Annotated in this window: 16 protein-coding genes; 12 read left to right on the top strand and 4 right to left on the bottom strand. The window is 66.8% G+C overall.

Annotated elements, in window-relative coordinates; translation table 11 throughout:
* Positions 1-6 precede the first annotated feature (6 nt).
* On the bottom strand, positions 7-1,719 hold the full coding sequence (locus QO033_RS15800) for a translocation/assembly module TamB domain-containing protein (RefSeq protein ID WP_284481950.1): 1,713 nt from the start codon (positions 1,717-1,719) through the stop codon (positions 7-9).
* A 204-nt stretch (positions 1,720-1,923) separates the two neighbouring features.
* Here QO033_RS15800 and QO033_RS15795 point away from each other — a divergent pair, with 204 nt between their 5' ends.
* Positions 1,924-3,537, top strand: coding sequence for a SulP family inorganic anion transporter (locus tag QO033_RS15795; RefSeq protein ID WP_284481949.1), 1,614 nt, complete (start codon positions 1,924-1,926; stop codon positions 3,535-3,537).
* A 216-nt stretch (positions 3,538-3,753) separates the two neighbouring features.
* Here QO033_RS15795 and QO033_RS15790 read toward each other — a convergent pair whose 3' ends face one another.
* Entirely contained in the window at positions 3,754-4,359 is a 606-nt protein-coding gene (locus QO033_RS15790; protein WP_284481948.1) for a flavin reductase family protein, read from the bottom strand.
* Positions 4,360-4,486: 127 nt separating this feature from the next.
* Here QO033_RS15790 and QO033_RS15785 point away from each other — a divergent pair, with 127 nt between their 5' ends.
* The 10 genes from QO033_RS15785 (at position 4,487) to QO033_RS15740 (ending at position 15,101) form a co-directional block, all read left to right on the top strand.
* Positions 4,487-4,981 carry a GNAT family N-acetyltransferase gene (locus QO033_RS15785; protein ID WP_284481947.1) on the top strand — a complete coding sequence of 165 codons (495 nt, stop codon included), beginning with the start codon at positions 4,487-4,489 and terminating at the stop codon, positions 4,979-4,981.
* A gap of 60 nt (positions 4,982-5,041) precedes the next feature.
* The gene (locus QO033_RS15780) at positions 5,042-5,836 is read left to right on the top strand and encodes an EcsC family protein (protein WP_284481946.1); all 795 of its coding nucleotides are present in this window, start codon (positions 5,042-5,044) and stop codon (positions 5,834-5,836) included.
* Positions 5,837-5,888: 52 nt separating this feature from the next.
* The gene (locus QO033_RS15775; protein ID WP_284481945.1) at positions 5,889-6,341 is read left to right on the top strand and encodes a DUF1178 family protein; all 453 of its coding nucleotides are present in this window, start codon (positions 5,889-5,891) and stop codon (positions 6,339-6,341) included.
* A 4-nt stretch (positions 6,342-6,345) separates the two neighbouring features.
* Entirely contained in the window at positions 6,346-6,987 is a 642-nt protein-coding gene (locus QO033_RS15770) for an SDR family NAD(P)-dependent oxidoreductase (RefSeq protein ID WP_284481944.1), read from the top strand.
* The gene (locus QO033_RS15765; protein ID WP_284481943.1) at positions 6,984-7,445 is read left to right on the top strand and encodes an SgcJ/EcaC family oxidoreductase; all 462 of its coding nucleotides are present in this window, start codon (positions 6,984-6,986) and stop codon (positions 7,443-7,445) included. The genes QO033_RS15770 and QO033_RS15765 overlap by 4 nt, the downstream gene beginning before the upstream one ends.
* 144 nt (positions 7,446-7,589) lie before the next feature.
* Positions 7,590-8,828, top strand: coding sequence for an aspartate kinase (locus tag QO033_RS15760; protein ID WP_284481942.1), 1,239 nt, complete (start codon positions 7,590-7,592; stop codon positions 8,826-8,828).
* Positions 8,829-8,879: 51 nt separating this feature from the next.
* Entirely contained in the window at positions 8,880-11,123 is a 2,244-nt protein-coding gene (ptsP, locus tag QO033_RS15755; RefSeq protein WP_284481941.1) for a phosphoenolpyruvate--protein phosphotransferase, read from the top strand.
* Positions 11,124-11,614: 491 nt separating this feature from the next.
* Positions 11,615-13,435 (top strand): phosphogluconate dehydratase, encoded by a 1,821-nt coding sequence (gene edd, locus QO033_RS15750; protein WP_284481940.1) that lies wholly within the window; start codon positions 11,615-11,617, stop codon positions 13,433-13,435.
* Entirely contained in the window at positions 13,425-14,069 is a 645-nt protein-coding gene (gene eda, locus QO033_RS15745; protein ID WP_284481939.1) for a bifunctional 4-hydroxy-2-oxoglutarate aldolase/2-dehydro-3-deoxy-phosphogluconate aldolase, read from the top strand. Before edd ends, eda begins: the two co-directional genes overlap by 11 nt.
* A 246-nt stretch (positions 14,070-14,315) precedes the next feature.
* On the top strand, positions 14,316-15,101 hold the full coding sequence (locus tag QO033_RS15740; protein WP_284481938.1) for a DeoR/GlpR family DNA-binding transcription regulator: 786 nt from the start codon (positions 14,316-14,318) through the stop codon (positions 15,099-15,101).
* Positions 15,102-15,168: 67 nt separating this feature from the next.
* Here QO033_RS15740 and QO033_RS15735 read toward each other — a convergent pair whose 3' ends face one another.
* A complete protein-coding gene (locus QO033_RS15735; RefSeq protein ID WP_284481937.1) occupies positions 15,169-16,494 on the bottom strand; it encodes an aspartate aminotransferase family protein in 1,326 nt (441 codons plus the stop codon).
* Positions 16,491-17,414: a phosphotransferase enzyme family protein gene (locus tag QO033_RS15730; RefSeq protein WP_284481936.1), complete on the bottom strand. Its 924-nt coding sequence runs from the start codon at positions 17,412-17,414 to the stop codon at positions 16,491-16,493. The genes QO033_RS15735 and QO033_RS15730 overlap by 4 nt, the downstream gene beginning before the upstream one ends.
* Positions 17,415-17,716: 302 nt before the next feature.
* Here QO033_RS15730 and QO033_RS15725 point away from each other — a divergent pair, with 302 nt between their 5' ends.
* Positions 17,717-18,850 (top strand): ABC transporter substrate-binding protein, encoded by a 1,134-nt coding sequence (locus tag QO033_RS15725; RefSeq protein ID WP_284481935.1) that lies wholly within the window; start codon positions 17,717-17,719, stop codon positions 18,848-18,850.
* Positions 18,851-18,899: the final 49 nt, after the last annotated feature.

Here is an 18,899-nt window from a genome sequence, read left to right as displayed (position 1 = left end):
TTCGGCTCAGTCCCGGCGGATGATGCCGGTGATCGCGGCCGCCCCCAGCGCGGTGACGATCCAGCCGGCCATCTGCAGCAGGAAACCATAGCGCCAGAGCCTGCGGCCCCAGTTGCCACGCTCGGTCGACGGCGCCCAGGCCGCGGTCTGGCCCAGGTCGATGATCGGGATCACCAGATCGGCGGCCCAGGCATAGCGGTTGAAGGTTTCCCAGTCGCGGCCGGCCTCGGCTGCCGATGACCAGAGCGCGGCGGGATTCTCGACGCTCACCGCCAGCGCCTGCCAGCGGTCGGACATCTGCACCGGCCCGGAATTCGGCGCGAAATCGCCGGAGGTCCAGGCCATATGCGACAACCATACCGCGACGGCCCAGAGCCCCAGCAGCGAGAGCAGGCTGCGGAAGGGATAGTATCCGTAGCCCACCACCCAGCGCAGCAGCTGGTCCCAGACCCAGAGCCCCGGGCGCAGCGCATAGGCACGGATCGCACGCAATCTGGTACGAAAACTGCCGTCGAGTTCCACATGCAGACGCTGGCGTATATCCGCCTGAATCTTCTGCTCGCGCCGCGCCAGCACCTTCCGCGCATCCCGGTCATGCCCCATCTCCCGCAGCACCTTGGCAAGCTGGGTATAGGGCTGAGGGAAGAAGATGCCGCCCCAGCTGTCGCCCTTGGCCAGCCAGCGCAGGCGGGTGCTGGCGTCGGTTAGGGCGCCGGAAATCCGGTCATAGGTGAAGCCATCGAGATAGAGACGCCCACCATCGGGCCAACAGTCCGGATCATCGACCAGATCACCGATATGCGCGGCGCTGAGGTCCACCGATCCGGCCTCAACCGTCACGCGGCGCCAGAAAAAGCTGTCGGTGACCTGTAACCGCTGCGCATTTAGCGCCCTTTCCCCCTCCACCCCGGCGAATCTGGCGTCTTCGCATGCAAACTGGCCTCCGATGGAAGCGCCGGAGAGACGGATCTCGCCGGTCGCGGTGACGCCGCGCAGGAAAACGGAGGTAGTCACCTGCACGTCTTGCGCGTTCAGCGCAGGCTTGCCCTTCGCCCCGGTGAAGTGAGCGCCCTCGCAGTCCAGTTGGCCACCGATGGAGGCTTCGGCGAGGCTGAGCTCACCTGTCGCGGTGATGCCGCGCAAGAAAACACTTCCGGCCACCTGGGCGCCCTCCGCGGTCAGCGCACCGTTGTTCTCTGTTCCGGTGAAGCGGGCACCCTCGCAGTCCAGTTGGCCACGGATGGAGGCGCCGGCGAGGCTGAGCTCGCCTGTCGTGGTGACGCTACGCAGAAAAACGTTACCACTAATCTGCGCGGCCTGCGCATTGAGGCCGGGCAGGTGGCTTTCGTTGACGTTCAGAGATTGAAACCGGGCTTGTAGGGCGATGATCATCTGCCCGAAGCGGCAAGCCTGGAGGCTTGTTTCCCCCTTCGCCGTCTGAAACGACAGATCGAGTTGCCCCTCCACATAGGCCCCGGCGAGGTTCACACCCCAGCCCTGAATCTTGCACCTATCGCATCCTCCGAGGATCAGATAGCGCAACACTTCGGCCCGCACGCGCCGATCTGGGTCAGGTGTCCCGTCGGGCGGCAATGTGCCGTCGCCGAGGGTGCATGCCTCCTCCGCCCGGCAGGCGGTGATCAGCTTTTGCTCCGCCGGGGTTAGCCAGGCATTGCCGCCCCGATCCTCGATATCCTGCCAACAGGTGATGATTGCCATGATCCGCCCTCCGCCGGGCAGCCTAGCCTGCCCGGATGCCAGACGGGAGATGAGACCTCGCGGCACTGCCCGTGATCTGTGCTCTCATTGCCCCGCTGTCCGGCGCATCGGCCCGCCTGCATTGACGTGCCGGGGGGTAACCCTGTAAACGCTGCGCCGCAGCAAAGACAAATGTCCCGCCAAACCCAATCCCAAGGAGCATCCATGCCCCGCGCCCTTCTGGCCGCCTTCGCCTCCCGTATCGACAAACCCGACCTGCGCTGGATGCCTGACGAGGGCTTCAGTCTCGGCCGGTTGAGGATCGAGCTTCTCTCCGGGCTCACGGTGGCTTTGGCGCTGGTGCCCGAGGCGGTGGCCTTCGCCTTCGTCGCCGATGTGCACCCGCTGCTGGGCCTCTATGCTGCCTTCATCATCGGGCTGGTGACGGCGCTGATCGGTGGCCGGCCGGGGATGATCTCGGGCGCGACCGGGGCCATCGCGGTGGTCATCGTGTCGCTGGTGATGAGCCACGGGGTCGAATACCTGCTGGCGGCGGTGGTGCTGATGGGGCTGATCCAGATCGTCGTCGGCATCATGCGATGGGGCAAGTTCATCCGGCTGGTGCCGCATCCGGTGATGCTGGGGTTCGTCAACGGGCTGGCGATCGTGATCTTCCTGGCGCAGCTGACCCAGTTCCGGGTGCCGGCCAGCGCCGCCACCGGTGGCGGGGCGTGGCTGTCGGGCCTGCAGCTCTGGACCATGCTGGGGCTGGTGGCGTTGACCATGGCGGTGATCCACTTCATCCCGCGGGTGACCCGGGTGGTGCCGGCGCCGCTGGCCGGTATCCTGGTGACCGCCGTGCTGGTGATCGCCTTCGGCCTCGACGTGCCGCGGGTGGGCGACATGGCCTCGATCAAGGGCGAGCTGCCGGTGTTCCACATCCCCGCCGTGCCGCTGACCTGGGAGACGCTGCAGATCGTGCTGCCCTATTCCATCATCATGGCCGCGGTCGGGCTGATCGAGAGCCTCTTGACGCTGAACCTGGTGGGCGAGATCACCGGCAAGCGCGGCGGCGCCAGCCAGGAATGCATCGCCCAGGGCACCGCCAACGTGCTGACCGGCTTCTTCGGCGGCATGGGCGGCTGCGCCATGATCGGCCAGTCGATGATCAACGTGAAATCCGGCGGCCGCACCCGGATCGCGGCGATCTTCGCCGCGCTCTGCCTGCTGGGCTTCATCCTCTTCGCCTCGCCGCTGATCGAACAAATCCCGCTGGCCGCGCTGGTCGGCGTGATGTTCATGGTGGTGATCGGCACCTTCGCCTGGAATTCGATCCGCATCCTTGCCAAGGTGCCGCTGATCGACGCTTTCGTCATCGTGCTGGTCACCGTGGTGACGGTGTTCGAGGATCTGGCGGTGGCCGTGGTGGTCGGCGTCATCGTCTCGGCGCTGGCCTATGCCTGGAACAACGCCAAGCGGATCCACGCCAAGTCGTATGAAACGCCCGAAGGCGCCAAGGTCTATCAGATCCAGGGGCCGCTGTTTTTCGGCTCGACCGACGGTTTTGTCGAGCTCTTCTCGCCGAAAAGCGATCCGGCCACGGTGATCGTCGATTTCGCCGACAGCCGGGTGGTCGACCAGTCGGCGCTGCAGGCGATCGAGGCCCTGGCCGCGAAATACGAGGTGGAAGGCAAACGCATCCAGCTGCGCCACCTGAGCCGCGATTGTCACCGGCTGCTGACCAAGGCGGGGCATCTGATGATCGACAGCGACGATGATCCCGATTACGAACTGGCGGTGGATTACTCGGTCAAGACCGGCATCCTGGGGTCGCACTGAACCCATGTTGGCCGCCCGCCGCAGGGCGGCGACAGGGGGGGCGCTGCCCCCCACGGCCTACGGCCTCCCCCCCGGGATATTTCGACCAGATCGAAGGCAGATCGCCCCCTTCGATCTGGTCGAAATATCCTCGGGGGTGAATTGGCCCGGCAGGGCCAAGAGGGGGCAGACAGCCCCCTGTGCCGCGCCCGCCGTGGCGGGCGCCTCGGGGGCGGGTCAATCGTCGGGACGGGTCATTTCGAAGGTGTCGGTGACGCGGGCGAAGTCGCGATAGCCGAGGCGGGCCAGCGGCTGGAAGCTCAGCACATCGAACCGACCGTCTTTCAGGCAATCGTCGCGCAGGTGGATGCCGGTGATCTCGCCGATCACCAGCACGTTGTTTTCTCCCTTCAGGTCGACGATCCGGGTCATCCGACATTCCAGCGCGGCCGGGGCCGTGGCGACGCGGGGGCAGGCGATGGTGTCGCATTCCACGGCATCGACCCCGGCATGGATGAATTCATCGACCTCTTTCGGCAGTGTCGCAGAGCTGGCGTTCAGCGCCATGCGATCGTCGTAGCCGGCGATATTGACGCAGAATACCCCGGTGGCGCGGATATTGGCGACGCTATCCTTGTCGTTCCCCTGATCCGGCTTCAGGCCGGTGCTGGCGAACATCACCTGCGGTGGCGTATAGGCGACCAGATTGCAGAAGGAATAGGGCGCGAGGTTGTTGATCCCCGCAGCGCTGCGGGTCGATATCCAGCCGATCGGGCGTGGCGTGACGATGGCGTTGAGGGGATTATGCGGCAGGCCGTGGCCGTCTTCGGGGCGGTAGAACATGTCGGCGGCTCCTTCTGTGCGTGTCTCAGGCATAGGGGGGACCGGGAGCCGGGGCAAGCGATCCGCTTGACCTCGCCGACCCAGATGCTAGGGCCGCAGCGGTCGACAGCAAGCGGAGGGCGCGCAGGTGATCGCACTGCAGCCGGAACAGCCGGAAGATTGGTGGGAGGTGGAGGCGCTCTATGACCTCTGCTTCGCGCCGGGGCGCGAGGCGCTGTCCTCCTACCGTCTGCGCGACGGGGTCGATCCGGTGCCGGGGCTGTGTCTGGTGGCGCGCGACAGCGATGGCACGGTGGCGGGCGCGATCCGCTACTGGCCGGTGCATGTCGGTGCGACCGACGCGCTGTTGCTGGGACCGGTGGCAGTTCACCCGACCCACCAGGGCGAGGGGCTCGGCGCCTTTCTGATCGAAAAATCCCTTGAGGCGGCGCATGCCAGCGGCTGGGACCGGGTGATGTTGGTGGGCGATGCGCCCTATTACAACCGCTTCGGGTTCACCCGGCTCGACGGGGTGGAGATGCCGCCGCCGACCAACCCGGACCGGGTGCTGGGGCGCGATTTGACGCCGGGGGCCTGGGCGGGAATCGCGGGGGCGGTGACCCGCTGGAGCACCCCGGGCTGATCTGCCGCGGGTCTTGAAACGCCGGGGCTGCGGGCCGATCTGTCTGACAGGAGGGATCCGATGGACCATCTGGTGATACCGGCCGCTGACAGCCCCATCGACGCCGAGTCAGAGCTGGACCGGCTGGCGGCGCGCTATCGCGCCGCGGGCGGGCCGGGGCTGCGGCTGCTGACGCGGCTGGGGACCAGTGCGGAGGGGTTGCTGGAGCGGTTGCCGCCGCCGCTGCGCGCCGGGCTCGGCGCCGCGACGGAGCGGGCGTTGCACATGTCGATGGGCGCGGCGGAGCGCAGCCGGCGGTTGCTGCCCGGCGGGTCTGAGCGGGGGATGTCGGCGCTGACCTCGGTGCTGGGTGCGGCCGGCGGCTTTGCCGGTCTGCCCGGGGCGCTGGTGGAGCTGCCGGCAACCACCACGGTGTTGCTGCGGGCGGTTCAGGGCGTGGCGGCGCAGCATGGGTTCGATCCTTCGGCGCGGAATGTGCAATTCGACTGCATCCAGGTCCTGGCGGCGGCGGGGCCGCTGGCAGGCGACGACGGTGCCGATCTGGGCTTTCTGTCGCTGCGGCTGACCCTGACCGGGCCGGCGATGCAGCGGATGATCGGAACGGTGGCGCCGCGGCTGGCGGCGGCGCTGGGTCAGAAGCTGGCGACCCAGACCGTGCCGGTGCTAGGGGCGGTGGCCGGGGCCGGGGTGAATTACACCTACAGCCGCTATTATCAGGAGATGGCGCATGTGCATTTCGGCCTGCGCCGCCTGGCGATCGAGGCGGACCGGCCGCATGACGATCTGGTCGCGGGACTGGCGGCCCGGCTGGCCTCAGGGCGCGGCGCGCGTCCTGCAAACCCGGGTCAGGCTTGATCTTTAGCCGCCGGTGGATATGTAATCGGTTACTCTCCAAGAGGATCCCGGGATGATCCAATATGCGCTCAAATGTGCCGAGGGGCACACGTTCGACAGCTGGTTCCAATCCGCCGACGCCTTTGACAAGCTGGCGGGCGCGGGCATGGTGCAATGCGTCGTCTGCGGCTCGACCAGGGTGGAAAAGGCGCTGATGGCGCCGCGGGTCAGCCATGGGCGGGACACGGATGCGCCGCAGCCGCCGGCGGCAGAGGCGCCGGAGCGGCCGCTGACGGCGCCGGCCAATGCGGCGGAACAGGCGCTGGCCGAGCTGAAGCGCAAGATCGAGGAAAACTCAGAATACGTCGGGATGAATTTCGCCGAGGAGGCGCGCGCCATTCACGAGGGCGAGGCGCCGGAGCGGCCGATCTACGGCGAGGCCAAGACAGAAGAGGCCCGCGCACTGATCGAGGACGGCGTTCCTGTCACCCCCTTGCCCTTCTTGCCGAACCGAAAGGCCAATTGAGCTCATGCATGTTGTGATCACCGGTGCCGGGCGCGGTATCGGCAAGGCGCTCGCCGACCGCTATCGCGCGGCTGGCCATCGCGTCACCGGCACCGCCCGCGACGGCAGCGCCGAAATCCGTCTGGATGTTACCGATCCGGCGGCGCAGACGGCGATGGCGGCGCAGCTGGCCGGCGATCCGGTCGATCTGCTGATCTGCAACGCCGGCCTCTATCCCGACAAGGGGCAGCGGCTGGAGGACGGCTATCCGGCGCAGATGTGGGCCGAGGCCTTCGCGGTGAACGTGACCGGCGTTTTCCTCAGCGTTCAGGCGCTGCTGCCCAATCTGCGGGCGGCGACCGGCAAGATCGGGCTGATCTCGTCGCAGATGGCCTCGCATCAGCGGGCGCCGGGGGGCAGCTATATCTATCGCTCGTCCAAGGCGGCGGTGCTGAACCTGGGGCGCAACCTGGCCGCCGATCTGAAACCGGAGGGCATCGCGGTGGGGATTTATCACCCGGGCTGGGTGCAGACCGACATGGGCGGGCCGCAGGCGGAGATCACCGTGGATCAGGCCGCCGAGGGGCTGGCCGACCGCTTCGCGGCGCTGGATATCGCCGACACCGGGTGTTTCCGCACCTGGGACGGGCGGGACCACGCCTTTTGACCGATCTGCCAGAGCGGCCCGGGGATATCCCGGCGGCCTTTGCCGCGGCCTGGGCCGCACGGGACGCCGCGGCGTTGGCCGCGCTCTTCGCGGAGGATGCGGATTTCGTCAATGTCGTCGGCCTCTGGTGGCACGACCGGGCGGCGATCGAACGCGCCCATGCCTACGGGCTGACCACCTTCTTTGCCGAGAGCCAGCTGACGCCGGAGGTGATCCGGACCCGCGATTTGGGGGCGGTGGCAGTGGTGCAGTGCCGGTTCCGCCTGACCGGCCAGCGTGACCCGCAGGGGCGGCCGGCGGGGCCGCGCCGCACCATCCTGACCTTCGTCGCCCGCCGGCTGGCGGCGGGCTGGCAGGTGGTCACGGCACAGAACACCGATGTGGTGGCGGGGGCGGAGACTCACCTGATGCAGGGCGATCTGCTGCGCCCGGCCGATTATCGCGCGCCGCCGGGCTGATCCTTCCGGTCGCCGACGGGCAGCAGAAGCCACGGGAAAACCACCCTCTGACTGCCGCCGGAGGCTCCGGGCCCGCAAGCCATCTTGCTCTTTGCGGTCCCAACGCATAAACCGCGCCGGAACCTGGGCCCAAGGGGAAGACACATGCCCATCCTAGTCATGAAATTCGGTGGCACCTCGGTCGCCAATCTCGACCGTATCCGGCGCGTTGCGAAACGGGTCGGGGTCGAGGTGGCCAAGGGCTATGATGTGATCGTCATCGTTTCCGCGATGGCGGGCAAGACCAATGAGCTGGTGGGCTTTGTCGAGGAAACCTCGCCGCTGTTCGACGCGCGTGAATACGATGCCGTCGTCAGCTCGGGCGAGAATGTCACCGCCGGCCTGATGGCCCTGACGCTGCAGGAGATGGATGTTCCCGCCCGCAGCTGGCAGGGCTGGCAGGTGCCGCTGCAGACCACCTCGGCTCACAGCGCCGCGCGGATCGTCGATATCCCGACCGAAAACATCCTGCGCAAGTTCGAAGAGGGCATGAAGGTCGCTGTCGTGGCGGGCTTCCAGGGGGTCAGCCCCGAAGGCCGGATCACCACGCTGGGCCGGGGCGGGTCGGATACCACCGCCGTCGCCTTCGCCGCCGCCTTCGATGCGGAACGCTGCGATATCTACACCGATGTGGACGGCGTCTATACCACCGATCCGCGCATCTGCGACAAGGCGCGCAAGCTGGACAGGATCGCCTTTGAGGAGATGCTGGAACTGGCCTCTCTGGGCGCCAAGGTGCTGCAGACCCGCTCGGTCGAGCTGGCGATGCGCTATAACGTGAAACTGCGGGTGCTTTCGAGCTTCGAGGAACAATCCGATGAAGCGGGCACGCTCGTCTGCGACGAGGAGGAAATCATGGAACTGAACGTTGTCTCCGGTGTGGCCCATTCGCGGGATGAGGCCAAGATGACCCTGATCTCGGTCGCCGACCGCCCCGGCATCGCCGCCGCGATCTTCATGCCGCTGTCCGAGGCCGGCGTGAATGTCGACATGATCGTGCAGAATATCAGCGAAGACGGTCGCACCGACATGACCTTCTCCTGCCCGACCAATCAGGTGGCCCGTGCCGAAGAGGCGTTGAAAAAGGCCAAGGACAGCGGCGACATCAATTTCCACGACATCGTCGAGGATACCGAGGTCTGCAAGATCTCGGTGGTGGGGATCGGCATGCGGTCTCACACCGGCGTTGCGGCCAAGATGTTCAAGGTGCTCTCGGACGAGGGGATCAATATCAAGGTCATTACCACCTCTGAGATCAAGATTTCCGTTCTCATCGACCGGAAATACATGGAACTTGCGGTTCAGGCGCTGCATGATGCCTTCGAACTGGACAAGGTGAGCTGAGCGCAGACCTGCGCCCGGCTCGCCGGCGTCCGCCGCGATGTGAAGAGGTCAATGCCCGACGGCACGGAAAGTGAGAGTCGCAAGCTGCTCAGACGCTTGCGCGAGGTCATGGCCGGCAGCGATGCCGGTCAGACCCGGCTGGACAAGATCACCCATCTGATCGCCGACAGCATGGGCACCGAGGTCTGCTCGGTCTACCTGTTCCGCGATGCCGATACGCTGGAGCTTTGCGCCACCGAAGGTCTGAAGGCGGAAGCCGTCCATCACACCCGCATGCGGCTGGGCGAAGGGCTGGTCGGTCGTGTGGCCAAGACCGGCATGGTGGTGAACACCGCCAATGCGCCGGGCGAACGCGGGTTCCGCTATATGCCGGAGACCGGGGAGGAGCGCTATTCTTCCTTCCTGGGGATCCCGGTGCAGCGGCTGGGCGAACCCCTTGGCGTGCTGGTGGTGCAGTCGCGCGAGGAGCGGCAGTTTTCCACCGACGAGATCTATGCGCTGGAAGTGGTCGCCATGGTTCTGGCCGAGATGGCCGAACTGGGCGCCTTCGTCGGCGAGGGCGCGGCACTGTCGCCGCCGCACAAGCGGGCGGAGCTGATCCGCGGCGTCAGCGCGCAGGAGGGCACCGCCGAGGGGCACGCCTGGCTGCATGAACCCCGCGTGGTGGTGACCAACCCGATTGCCGACGATCCGCAGCGCGAGACCGAGCGGCTGCATGACGCGGTCGAGGAGCTGCGCGTCGGCGTCGACAAGATGCTGGAAATGTCGCGGGCCGATGACAAGGAACAGCTGCAGGTTCTGGAAACCTACCGGATGTTCGCCAATTCCAAGGGCTGGATGCGGCGGATGGAGGAGGATATCTCGCGCGGGCTCAGTGCCGAGGCCGCGGTCGAGAAGGAACAGAGCCTGGCGCGCAACCGGATGGCGCAGTCGCAGGACGCCTATCTGCGGGAACGGCTGTCCGACCTGGACGATCTGTCCAACCGGCTGCTGCGGATCCTGACCGGGCAGGGGCAACACACCGGTGCCGATCTGCCGGCCGATCCGATCCTGGTGGCCCGCAACATCGGGCCGGGCGACCTGCTGGAATATGGCCGGACCCTGCGCGGCATCGTGCTGGAGGAGGGCTCGGTCGGGTCGCATGCGGCCATCGTTGCCCGTGCGCTGGCGATCCCGCTGGTGGTCCGGGCCCAGAGAATTACTACAGAAGCACTGAACGGCGATCACATCATGGTCGATGGCGAGCAGGGGCTGGTCCATCTGCGGCCGGACGATACGGTGGTCGGCGCCTTCCGCGACAAGATCGCGATGCGGGCGGAGGCGCAGGAACGCTATGCCTCGATCCGCGACAAGCCGGCCATCAGCCGCGATGGTCAGACCGTGGCGCTGCATATGAACGCCGGGCTGATGGCGGATCTGCCGTCGCTGGAAAGCTCCGGCGCCGAGGGGGTCGGCCTGTTCCGGACCGAGCTGCAGTTCCTGGTCCGCAACAAGATGCCGAAGCGTTCCGAACTGGTCGCGCTCTATGCCCGGGTGCTGGATGCCGCCGGCGACAAGCGGGTGGTGTTCCGTACGCTCGATATCGGGTCGGACAAGGTGCTGCCCTATATGAAGCCGCAGGACGAACCCAACCCGGCACTGGGCTGGCGGGCGATCCGCGTCGGTCTGGACAAACCGGGCGTGATGCGGATGCAGCTGCAGGCGCTGATGCGGGCCGCCGATGGCCGGCCGCTGACCATCATGTTCCCCTTCGTCGCCCAGGCCGAGGAATACCGTGAGGCCCGGGCCGAGGTCGACCGCACGCTCGCCCGCGAACGCAAGCTGGGCCACACGCTGCCTGAGCGGCTGGAGATCGGGGCGATGCTGGAGACGCCCTCGCTGGCCTTCGCGCCGCAGAAATTCTTCGATGAGGTCGGCTTCTTGTCGATCGGCGGCAATGATCTGAAGCAGTTCTTCTTCGCCGCCGACCGGGAGAACGAACGGGTGCGGCGGCGCTACGATACGCTGAACGTCAGTTTCCTCAGCCTGATCGAACGGATCGTGGAGCGCTGCGAGCGCTCCGGCACGCCGCTGAGCTTCTGCGGCGAGGATGCCGGACGGCCGATCGAGGCGATCTGTCTCGCCGCCATCGGCATCCGCACCCTGTCGATGCGCCCGGCCTCGATCGGTCCGGTCAAGAGCCTGCTGCATCGCGTCGACCTCGGGGCGCTGCGCAAGGTGATCATCGATGCCCGCCATCGCGGCCTGCAATCGGTGCGCCCGGCGGTGCTGGACTATCTGCGCGCCCAATCCTGAGGCATCCTTGCCGGATCGCGCCTGGCTGGTGCCAGCGGGTCGCGCGTTATCCCCAGATTGAGAGATACTTCATCAGTTCGCTGATGTGATCAGGCTTGTGTTTTCGCGATATCGGTTGGCAGGTTATTCAGGTAAATCTCATCATTATTTGCTGGATCCCGATATTTTCTTGGATCGGCTCCCGGGACGGTGCATAAGATGTGGGCAATTTCGGGCGAGGACGCATGTTCTCACCTCTCGCGCACTGACCGGAGCCGGGCCGTGGTGCCGCAGCGCCGCGAAGTCTCCGCCAGGGCGGGGTATTTCTGATTTCAGTGAAAAGGGTTACGAGTGACAGTTCAATTCAGGATCGACGCCGCGCATCGTCGCGACGCCGCGGGTGGGCGTCCGCGACACGTGGTCTGGCCGGGGCAGGAGGCTTGCAACCCGGCGGTGGGGCTGGGACAATGCGGTATCGCCCGTGAGACTGCACGGGCCGGGCAGGATGACAGATGACTTTGAATCCCACCCTTCGGGAGATCACCGACCGGATCATCGACCGCAGCGCGCCGACGCGCGCCGCCTATCTTGCGCGGATGGAGACGGCGCGGGGGCAGGGCCCGGCGCGGCGGCATCTGGCCTGTTCCGGACAGGCGCATGCCTATGCCGGCGCGGGGGAGGATCAGGCGGCACTGGCCGCGGGGCCGGGCGGTAACCTGGGTATCGTCACCGCCTATAACGATATGCTGTCGGCGCATCAGCCGTTCGAACATTTCCCGTCGATCATCCGGGAGGCCGCCCGCGTGCTGGGGGCGACCGCGCAGGTCGCCGGTGGCGTGCCTGCGATGTGCGACGGGGTCACCCAGGGCACCGCGGGGATGGAGCTGAGCCTGTTTTCCCGCGATGTGATCGCCATGGCGGCGGGGGTGGCGCTCAGTCACAATGTGTTCGACGCGGCGGTGTTTCTCGGGGTCTGCGACAAGATCGTGCCGGGGCTGGTGATCGCGGCACAGGCCTTCGGCCACCTGCCGGCGGTGTTCCTGCCGGCCGGGCCGATGACCAGCGGCCTGCCCAATGACGAAAAGGCCAGGGTGCGCCAGCAATTCGCCAAGGGCGAGGTCGGGCGCGCGGCGCTGATGGCGGCGGAGATGGCGGCCTACCACGGGCCGGGCACCTGCACCTTCTACGGCACCGCGAATTCCAACCAGATGCTGATGGAGATCATGGGGCTGCAGCTGCCCGGTGCCAGCTTCGTCAACCCGGGCACGGAAATGCGCACGGCGCTGACCCGGGCCGGGGCGCAGCGGGCGCTGGAGCTGAGCGCCCTGGGCGAGACCTACACCCCCACCTGCCGCATTCTGGACGAACGCGCCTTCGTCAACGGTATCGTCGGGCTGAACGCCACCGGCGGATCGACCAATCACTTGATGCATCTGGTCGCCATGGCGCGGGCCGGCGGCATCGTGCTGGACTGGCAGGATTTCTCGGATATCTCCGCGATCACGCCGCTGGTGGCGCGGGTCTATCCCAACGGTCTGGCGGATGTGAACCATTTCCACGCCGCCGGTGGTCTGGCCTATGTCATCGGCACCCTGCTGGATGCGGGGTTGCTGCATGCGGATACCGAGACGGTCGCCGGTCCGGGGCTTGCCCGCTATACCCGCGAGCCGAAGCTGATCGACGGTGCGCTGATCTGGCAGGAGGGGCCGGGAGAGAGCGTCAACGCGCAGATCCTGCGTCCGGCCTCCGACCCGTTCCAGCCCACGGGCGGTCTGAAGAAGCTGGACGGCGCACTGGGGGAGGCGGTGATCAAGGTCTCTGCCGTGGCGCCAGAACATCACGTGGTCGAGGCGCCGGTGCGGGTCTTCGACGATCAGGAAGCGGTCAAGGCCGCCTTTCAGGCCGGGGAGTTTACCAGCGATGTCATCGTCGTGGTGCGGTTCCAGGGGCCGCGCGCCAATGGCATGCCCGAGCTGCACAGCCTGACCCCGGTGCTGTCGATCCTGCAGGGCCGCGGGCTGAAGGTGGCGCTGGTCACCGACGGGCGGATGTCGGGTGCCTCGGGCAAGGTGCCGGCAGCGATTCACGTCAGCCCGGAGGCACTGGAGGGTGGCCCGATCGCTCGGCTGCGCGATGGCGATCTGCTGCGGCTCGATGCGCCGGCGGGACGGCTGGAGATCCTGACGGCGGGCGTTCTGGACCGGGCGCCCGCCAGTGCGGACCTCTCTGGCCATCAGGCCGGGGTCGGGCGTGAACTGTTTGCCGCTTTTCGCGCCCATGTCGGCCCGGCGACCGAAGGCGCCAGCGTGTTCGGAGGTTCCGATGCCGATTGATCCTGGCAGCGCCAGCCGCCGGATGCGGGAGCTCGCAGACCTCGCTCCGGTGATCCCGGTCCTGGTGATCGAGGAGGCCGCCCGCGCGGTGCCCCTGGGCGAGGCGCTGGTCGCTGGCGGTCTGCCGGTGCTGGAGGTGACCCTGCGCACAGCGGCGGCGCCCGAGGCGATCCGTGCCATGGCGTCGGTCGCGGGGGCGGTGGTCGGGGCCGGCACCGTGATCACCCCGGCGGATGTGGAACTGGCGGTGGAGATGGGCGCTGCGTTTGCCGTCTCTCCCGGCGCGACGGAGGAACTGCTTGATGCCTGCGAGGCGGCGGGCCTGCCGCTCCTGCCCGGGGCGGCGACGGCGAGCGAGGCGATGCGGCTGGCGGCGCGCGGCTATGACATGCTGAAATTCTTCCCCGCCGCTGCGGCCGGGGGCGCCGCCGCGCTCGCCGCGCTGGCGGGGCCGCTGCCGGGGATTTCCTTCTGCCCGACCGGCGGCGTTTCGGCGGCCAATGCGCCCGATTACCTGCGGCTGCCCACCGTGCCCTGCGTCGGCGGCAGCTGGGTCGCGCCGAAAGCGGCGGTGGCGGCCGGCGCCTGGGACGATATCCGCGCCCTGGCCGCAGCCGCCTGCGCATTGCGCTGACTCCGGGTGCGATGCGGGAACCGAAATCGCCAGTTCAGAACCGGTGTCCTTCGCGCCGCCTGCCAGGGCGTCAACGCGTTCGGTTCCGACCGGGGGATGCGGTTGGAAACGGTACCGTTCATCGCGGAACTGGCCTACATCCTTTGCCAGCATGGATCCGTTGCGGGGACCGGGCGCCGCGCCGGATTGCAGATCCGGCCGGAAGGGTCGCCCGGTAAGATGCGGGCGCAGCAGGGAGAGTGAAATATGGCCGCAGGCCCCGGAAGGTATTCTAAGCGGGTAAGACGCCAGCAGGATATCTTGCAGATCCTGGCGCAAGAACCGACGATGCGCGTCAAGGCGCTTGCGGCGCGGCTTGAAGTGACGACGGAAACGATCCGGCGCGATCTGGAGGAACTGGCGGAGCAGGGGCTGATCAGCCGCACCTATGGCGGGGCGATGCTGCGTGCGGAGGCCGAGCCGGCGCTGTCCCAGCGCGAACGCGAACTGGTGAAGGAGCGCGAGGCCATCGCCCGTTCTGCGTTTCGCCAATGCGCGCATGGCAAGACCTTCATGATCGGTTCCGGTGCGACCACCGCCATTCTGGCCAAGCGGCTCGCCTTCGAACTGCGCAACGTCACCGTGATTGCCCACAGCTTTGCCGTCGCCATGGCGCTGGCGCAGAACCCGACGATCCGCATCATCATGGCGCCCGGCATCTATCACGCGGGCGAGGGGGCGATGCACGGGGCGCAGACGATCCGGTTCCTGCAGGATTATGCGGCCGACTGGGCGATCCTCGGTGCCTCGGCCCTGTCGCCGGACGGGCCGAGCGACGCGCTGTTCGAGGCTGCGGATGTCTATGGCACCATGCTGCGGCAGGCGAGCCACAACATGATCGTCGCCGACCACAGCAAATTCGACCGCATGGCGACCGCGCGCTACGCGCAGTGGAGCGAGATCGAAACGCTGGTCAGCGACCGCCGCCCGGAAGGCCCGCTGATGCGGGCGCTGGAGCGGCGCGAGGTGCAGTTCATTCTGGCCGAGGGATAGGCGCTTCGGGCAGGCCCCCGGGCCTGGCGCGCGCCCCTGGGGGGAGGCGCGCGGGAGCCGCCTCAGCTCAGCTGCGGATCGCGGCGCGGAAGGCGGAAAGGAATTGCTCGGCCTCCGCCTGGTTCAGGCAGAGCGGCGGGCGAACCTTCAGTGTCGCCCCATAGCGGCCGGCGGCGCCGATCAGCACCCCCTGATCACGCATGGCGTCGATCACCCTGACGGTCAAATCCGCATCGGGCCGGCCAGTCTCTTCCTCCGCGAGATCGACGCCGATGAACAGCCCGGCACCGCGCACCTCGGCGACGCGGGGCTCTGATGCGGCGATGTCGCGCAGCCCGTCGAGCAGGAGGCGCCCGGTCTCCAGCGCGTTCTGCTGCAACCCCTGCTCCCGGATCACATCGAGCACGGCGAGCCCAGCGGCGGCGGCCACCGGGTTGCCGCCGAAGGTGTTGAAATAGCCGACATCGGTGCAGAAGCTGGCCAGATGCTCGGGCTTCGCCGCCATGCCGGCCATGGGAAAGCCATTGCCCATCGGTTTGCCCATGGTGACCAGATCGGGCGTCACCCCGTGGCGGGCAAAGCCCCAGAATGCCTCTCCGGTGCGGGCGAAACCGGGTTGCACCTCATCGGCGATGAAGAGCCCGCCGGCGGCGCGCATCGCCTCGACGGCGGGGCGGAGGAAGCCAGCGGGATCGGCGAAGATGCCGTCGGACGAGAAGATCGAATCGGCCAACAGCGCGGCGGGTCGGATGCCGCGGCGGCCGAATTCGGCGATCGCCGCCTCGATGCTGGCGCGGAAGCCGCCGGCGATATCGTTGCCGAAATGCCCGGCACTGGGCGGCGGAACGGCGATGACGTGATCGGGCAGGCTGCCGCGCTTGAGGGCGGAGGGCGAGGTTTCGGTCACCAGCGCGGTATTACCGTGATAGGCGGTCTCGGTGACGATGATGCCGGTGCCGCCGGTGGCGGCGCGGGCGACGCGGATCGCCAGATCGTTGGCCTCGCTGCCCGAACAGGTCATCACCACATTCGACAGCGCCGCGGGCAGGTGCGATTTCAGGGCTTCCAGATACTCGTCGACGATGGCGACGATATAGCGGGTGTTGGTGTTGAGCTTGCCGATCTGGGTCGCGACCGCCTCAACCACCCGGGGGTGGGAATGACCGACAGAGGGGACGTTGTTGTAGAAATCGAGATAGCGGGTGCCGTCCCGGGCAATCATCCAGGCGCCTTGTGCCGCGACCATCTCAATCGGCTGGCGGTAGAAGAGCACCGAGGCGGCGCCAAGGTTGGCGAGCCGGCGTTCCACCGCCTCGGCCTTGGTGTCGCCGGGTTTGAAGGCATTCATCTCGAGGATTTGCCGGACCTCGCCCTGCGGTGTCTGGGTGTTCATGCCGCATCCTCCAGATAGGATTTCGCCAGGGCCAGCGTGCCGGCGGTATAGGCGTCGAGACCCGCCTCCCTTGCGGTGTCGGTTTCCGCGTGGCTGGCGATCCAGGCGGTCAGCAGCAAACGGCGGTACATGATGAAATCGGGGATCATCGCCTCGTCCTCGGCCGAGAGCGGGCGGATGCTACGATAACCTTCAAGCCAGGCGCGCTGCAGGTCGGGCACGATCGGATTCAGTTCGTGGAACGAGATGGCGGAGGCGAAATCGTACACGAACCAGGAATAGCCGCAGTCGTCGAAATCGATCACCCCGAGCCCGTCATCGCGCATCAACAGGTTGGCAAGCCGCAGATCGGCGTGGATCAGGCCAAAGCGGTCGGGACCCTTGCCATAGGCGTCAAGTCGCGTCTTCAGCTTGTCCAGGGCGTGTTCCAGCAGCGTCTCTCCCGCCGGGGCTAGCCCGAGCGCGGCGCGCCAGTCGCCCCAGAGCGGGGCCGCTCCGAAGGCGCTGTCGAAGTCCCAGGTCTTGCGGGTGAAGCCATCGGGCGTCTGCCAGCACTCGACTTGACGATGCAGCCGGGCGGAGAGTTCGCCCAGTAGCCGAAAGCCGGGCACCAGCGCCGCGTCGGCGTCGGGCTCATGACCCTCCATGAATTCGAACCCGACCACATAGCGGGTGTCGTGACCGTCCTGAAACGAGGCGAGATAGCCGCCGGAGACGGTCGGCACCAGTGCGGGCGTTTCCACGGCGCCGGACTGCTGCAGTGCGGCAATCCAGGCCAGCTCGGACAGGATCTCTTCCTTTTTGTGGTAGTTCGGTCTGTGAACTCGCAGAATTACCGGGTTGGTCCGGTCCGGGTCTCGGGCGATGAAAGTGGCATTCTCCGAGACCGTGAGCAGTTTGAGCTCTGTCGAATCTCTCATACCCCACTGTTTCAGAAGGGGTTTCAGGCCATCTTCCAGCTGCGCGATGAAATCTTCCTGATAGAGCAAGGTCAAAATTTCCTCATTTCCGAGCCGATTTTCTGTTCAGTAAAACAAAAAATCTGTGACTTGCAACATTTTCGTTGCAACCACAGAAACTTTTGGGAAGCCTGAGCTCAAGGCAGCGCGACAAGGTTGCCGCGACAACAACTCTTACGTCCCGCTCTCGTGGTCCAGCCGCGTGGGGCCAACCGAAAGCGCAGGCCGCCGTGCCGATGCGCCCAACAGATATGGAGTGTCACATGAAACTTTCTCGCCGGTCCTTTACCGCGGGTCTCGGTGCCGCCGGCGCCGCGTCGATCTTCTCCCCCTCGATGTCCTTCGCCGCCCGCAGCAGCGAGCTGAACATCCTGTGCTGGGAGGGCTATAACACCGATGACGTGCTGGGTCCGTTCCGCGATCTGAACCCGGGCGCCACGGTGCGCGCCGAGAGCGGCACCTCCGATCCCGACATGATCAACAAGCTGCGCGCGGGCGAGGTCAACGTCTGGGACCTGATCAACCTGAACCAGCCCTGGGCACGTGGCCAGCTCTATCCCGAGGGGCTGATCAAGCCGCTCGATAAGGAGCGGTTCATGCCCTACTTCGAGCGGATGACGCCGGAATATGGCAACCCGCCCTATCCGATGGCCTTTGCCGACGATGGCGAGCTGATCGGCATGCCGCAGCGCTACGGCCCGTTCTCCTTCGTGGTCAATACCGACAAGATCAGCCGCGAGATGGCCGAGGACATGGGCTGGAAACTGTTCCTGGAACCGGACATGGCAGGGCGTTTCGGCATCCTGACCTATGACAACTGGAACCTGATCCACATGTGCCTGACCGGCGACCTGAACCCGTTCAAGCCGCTGGACGAGGCGGGCTTCGCGACCTTCGAGGGGGTGGCCAAGAAGATCTTCGCCGGGGCGAAGATGATGACGGACGATCTGGTGGCGATGAACACCGCGCTGATCAACGGCGAGATCGACGCCTATTTCACCGGCGGCACCTACACCGCCTCGCCGGCGCGTCTGGACGGCATGACCCAGATCCGCGGGATTACCCCGAAGTCCGGCCCGATCGACGGCAAGGGGGGCGTGGTCTGGGCCGAGGTGACCTCTCTGGTCAACAACCCGGATGCCAGCCCGCTGGCCTCGGACTTCCTGGAATTCGTGCAGAAGCCCGAGATTTGCAAGGCGGTGGGCTTTGCCGAGGGCACCTATAACCCGGTGGCACAGATGGGCGATCCGCAGGTGTTCAAGCTGTGGGACACCGATGAGCTCGACGCGATCCAGTGGGACAGCCTGGAGGAGGAGAGCGCGCTGTCGGTCGAATACGATTCGGTCGCCGATTACGACAAGCTGATGGAGATCTATACCGCCGCACGCCGCGGTTGATGTCTCTTGGCCGCGCCGCTCTGTTCCGGCGGCGCGGTTTCCCGTTTCC

The organism is Pseudodonghicola flavimaris, from assembly GCF_030164425.1.
Taxonomy (GTDB): domain Bacteria; phylum Pseudomonadota; class Alphaproteobacteria; order Rhodobacterales; family Rhodobacteraceae; genus Pseudodonghicola; species Pseudodonghicola flavimaris.
The sequence above is the reverse complement of the archived record's forward strand: the minus strand, read 5'-3'. Positions and strand labels throughout refer to the sequence as shown.